The organism is Streptomyces sp. NPDC004561, assembly GCF_053602155.1.
In genome coordinates this window covers 1-3,370 of record NZ_JBSGDB010000705.1, presented here as the reverse complement: position 1 = coordinate 3,370, position 3,370 = coordinate 1, and the positions used below count along the sequence as shown (strand labels likewise).

Sequence of the window (3,370 nt, the reverse complement as noted above, 5' to 3'; positions counted from 1 at the left end):
GTCGCCCTCGGAGCCCGCTTCGACGACCGCGTCACCGGCAGGCTGGACAGCTTCGCCCCGTACGCCAAGATCGTCCACGCCGACATCGACCCGGCGGGATGTGCTCGCGCTGGGGGTGCACGGTCAGCTTGATCGGCTTGCCCGGGCCGCTGGGACAGGCCGGCCGCCGCTCGTCACTCCCAGGCAGGACACCATGCGGTGTGGTCGCTGTTGTGCCCGGCCGGATCACGCCGGGGAAGACTCGGACGGCAGAATTCTCGTCATGAGCGAGGACATGGACGATGCCGCGGGCCGCCTGGCCAGGATCGAGCGGCTGCTGGAGAGCGGTGGGCGGGAACTGGCGCCCGCCTGGCGGCGGGCGACCAGCGGCGAGCCGCGCTGGGCGGTGACCGCCGTGATCCTGGTGGCGGTGGCCCTGCAGCTGACACTGCCGCACCGGCTCACGCTCCTGCGTCCGGTCTGGGTACTCCCCGCACTGGAAGTGGCACTGCTGGCCGGTCTGATCGCCGGGAATCCCCGGCGTGTGGAGCCCCGGACGCGGCGGCTGCGGTTGCTGGGCCTGGTCCTGACCGGTGTCATCAGCCTGGCGAACGGCTGGGCGGCGGTCAGGCTCGTGGGGGACCTGGTGGCGGGCCGCGGCGGCGAGAACGCCGGGCCGCTGCTGGTGACCGGCGGTGTCATCTGGCTGACGAACGTCATCGTGTTCGCCCTGTGGTACTGGGAGTCGGACCGCGGCGGCCCGATGGCCCGGGTGCGGGGGCGGAACCAGTTCGCCGACTTCCTCTTCGTCCAGATGCAGAGTCCGGAGCTGGCGCCCCCGGACTGGGAACCGGCGTTCCTTGACTACCTGTACCTGTCCTTCACCAACGCCACGGCCTTCAGCCCGACCGACGTCATGCCGCTGTCCCGCTGGTCGAAGATGCTGATGATGCTGCAGTCCTCCATCTCCCTGGTGACCGTCGTCCTCGTCGTCGCCCGGGCCGTCAACATCCTGAAGTAGCGGCGCGGGGAAGCGGCCTCGTCCGCGACGAGGCCGAGGCGCGGGTCAGGGACGGGGCAGCCCTTCCTCGCGCGCAACCTCGCCGCCGGGGTGGCGTGAGCCGATCGGCAGCAGCGCGCGCCGATGCGTGTCGTTGATGACGGTGGCCGCCGAGGCGTACCAGGCCATGAGACCGGTGGCGATGCCGAACCAGCCGCCGACCTCGGTCATGGGGTGCGGCGGGAGACCGGTCTGGAACGCGCCGATGGCCAGGAAGAGATAGGTCAGCGTCAGCAGGACGAGCACGGCCAGGACGGCCATGCTGACCCGCAGCGCGGCGATGGCCATATAGGCGGTGAAGATGCACCACACGATCAGGTAGAGGCCCAGCGCGTTGTGCGAGGGGCCCGCGAGCGGCAGCCGCGGCACCAGCCACCAGTAGGACAGCCAGAAGGCACCGTAGGACACGAACGCCGTCGCACCGAAGGTGTTGCCCCGGCGGAACTCGAACAGCCCGGCGGCGAACTGGGCCAGGCCGCCGTAGAACAGGGCCACCGCCAGCACCGGGAAGATCGCGGCGGGTTCCTTGATGAGATTGGTGTTGATGATCGACAGCAGCACCGTGGTCATGGCGAAGCCCGCCAGACCCAGCGGGGCCGGATCGCCCCAGCCGGCCGGCCGGGGATCCGCCGCGCCTTCCCGCTTGGGGAGGGGACCGCTCGTTTCATGAGTCATGGCCGGAATCCCTTCGAATGAAGGCGGAACCGGATTCAGCCGGCATCCGGCCGGCACCCGCGCCATGTCCACGGGGGAGCCCGCGGGCAGCGCCGAAGCCACCCGAAACATCGACTGCACCTTTTACCACATTAGTACCCATTTTTCGCCACTGTCACTCTGTCAGGCGCGGACCACTGGGGTGACCGCCGACGTGCGGCGAAACGGAACGGTCAGGGCAGGATCGAGTCGACGTACCCGCCATCGACCCGCAGGGCTCCCCCGGTGGTGGCCGATGCCTGGTCGGAGCTGAGGTACACCACCATGTGGGCGATCTCCTCCGGCTCGATCAGCCGCTGCAGCAGGGACTGCGGCCGGTACTCGCGCATGAACGTGCGCTGCGCCTCCTCCCAGGGCAGGTCCCGGTCGACGAGTTCGTACACGAAGTCCTCGACGCCACCGGTGTGCGTGGGCCCGGCGATGACGGAGTTCACCGTCACGCCGGTGCCGGCCGCCTTCTTGGCGAAACCGCGGCTCACCGCCAGCAGCGCGGTCTTCGACATCCCGTAGTGGATCATCTCCGCGGGGACGACGACCGCCGAGTCGCTGGCGATGTACTGGATCCGTCCCCAGCCGCGTTCGGTCATGCCCGGCAGGTACTGCCGGGTGAGTCGTACGGCGGCGAGGACGTTGACCTCGAAGTAGCGCCGCCATTCCTCGTCGGTGATCTCCAACGGGTCGGCGGTGCCGAAGACACCCAGGTTGTTGACCAGGATGTCCACTTGTGGCAGGACCTCCGCCACTCGGGCCGCGCCTTCCTCGCCTGCGACGTCGGCGGCCACCGGCACCAGGTCGGCGCCGGGTGCCTGCCCGGACAGCGATGTGACGCTGTCGGTCACGCGCTGCTCGTCGCGGCCGTTGACGCCCACGCGGGCCCCGGCCCGGGCGAGGGCGACGGCGATGGCCGCGCCGATGCCCTGCGTGGAGCCGGTGACCAGTGCGGTGCGTCCTGTCAGGTCGATGTGCATGGGCGGGCGGATTCCCTTCGTGCGAGAACGGATGCCACGGTCCGTCACGTGCGCCGGTCCGGCGCGCCGAACCGGCGAAGGGCGCGAGCCGCTCGGCCTGTCGAGCCTCACAGCCCTGCTCTCTCGACGCCGTCGCTCGCGGAGGGGAAGGCCCGCCCCTCGCTCAGTCGTTGATGTGGATCCGGTAGGCGAGAGCGGTGACGCGGAGGTCACCGTTGTCGACCCACTGCGGGAAGGCGAGTGTCTTGTGGCTGGTCGCCGCGGGAGGGGTGACCTCCAGGTAGGAGGCATGGACGGCGTCCGACGTGCCGGTGTTGGCGTGCGTCCAGGATATGACCGCCTCCGCGCTCTGGCCCTTCCGGAGCGTCAGCGTGGACTTGGCGGGGCTCTTGGCGTACCAGGTGTCGCCCCAGTGGGTGGTGGAGCGCAGCGTCCGGTGAGCGGCGTTCTCCAGGCCCAGGCCCGGGTAGCCCCGCAGCAGGCAGGTGTGTGCGCCGGTGTTCTTCAGCTTGAGGACCACCCCCTGGTGGTTCATGCCGCCGGCCAGGCCCTGGCCGAAGGAGGCGGTCAGGCCGGAGACGGAGCAGGTCGGCGTCGTGGCCCCGGCGGCCTGCGCTGCTGGTCGACGAGGAGCTGCCCCGGGACGAGG

General features: G+C 70.4%; 4 protein-coding genes. 1 reads left to right on the top strand and 3 read right to left on the bottom strand.

Translation table 11 applies throughout. From position 1 onward, the window contains the following. Positions 1–262 precede the first annotated feature (262 nt). Positions 263–1,000: a hypothetical protein gene (locus tag ACWEN3_RS43935; RefSeq protein WP_452983593.1), complete on the top strand. Its 738-nt coding sequence runs from the start codon at positions 263–265 to the stop codon at positions 998–1,000. A 45-nt stretch (positions 1,001–1,045) separates the two neighbouring features. On the opposite strand, the gene ACWEN3_RS43930 is transcribed toward ACWEN3_RS43935, so the two are convergent. The 3 genes from ACWEN3_RS43930 to ACWEN3_RS43920 form a co-directional block, all read right to left on the bottom strand. After that, positions 1,046–1,714, bottom strand: coding sequence for an acetate uptake transporter (locus tag ACWEN3_RS43930; RefSeq protein WP_452983590.1), 669 nt, complete (start codon positions 1,712–1,714; stop codon positions 1,046–1,048). A 212-nt stretch (positions 1,715–1,926) separates the two neighbouring features. Then, positions 1,927–2,721 carry an SDR family NAD(P)-dependent oxidoreductase gene (locus ACWEN3_RS43925; protein WP_452983587.1) on the bottom strand — a complete coding sequence of 265 codons (795 nt, stop codon included), beginning with the start codon at positions 2,719–2,721 and terminating at the stop codon, positions 1,927–1,929. 163 nt (positions 2,722–2,884) lie between these two features. Continuing rightward, on the bottom strand, positions 2,885–3,370 hold a 486-nt coding region (locus ACWEN3_RS43920), incomplete at its 5' end, for a DUF4232 domain-containing protein (RefSeq protein WP_452983584.1).

Bases quoted from the DNA above. Each gene is read 5' to 3' on its own strand.
- ACWEN3_RS43930 (WP_452983590.1), bottom strand. From the start codon at position 1,714: ATGACTCATGAAACGAGCGGTCCCCTCCCCAAGCGGGAAGGCGCGGCG.
- ACWEN3_RS43935 (WP_452983593.1), top strand. From the start codon at position 263: ATGAGCGAGGACATGGACGATGCCGCGGGCCGCCTGGCCAGGATCGAG.
- ACWEN3_RS43925 (WP_452983587.1), bottom strand. From the start codon at position 2,721: ATGCACATCGACCTGACAGGACGCACCGCACTGGTCACCGGCTCCACG.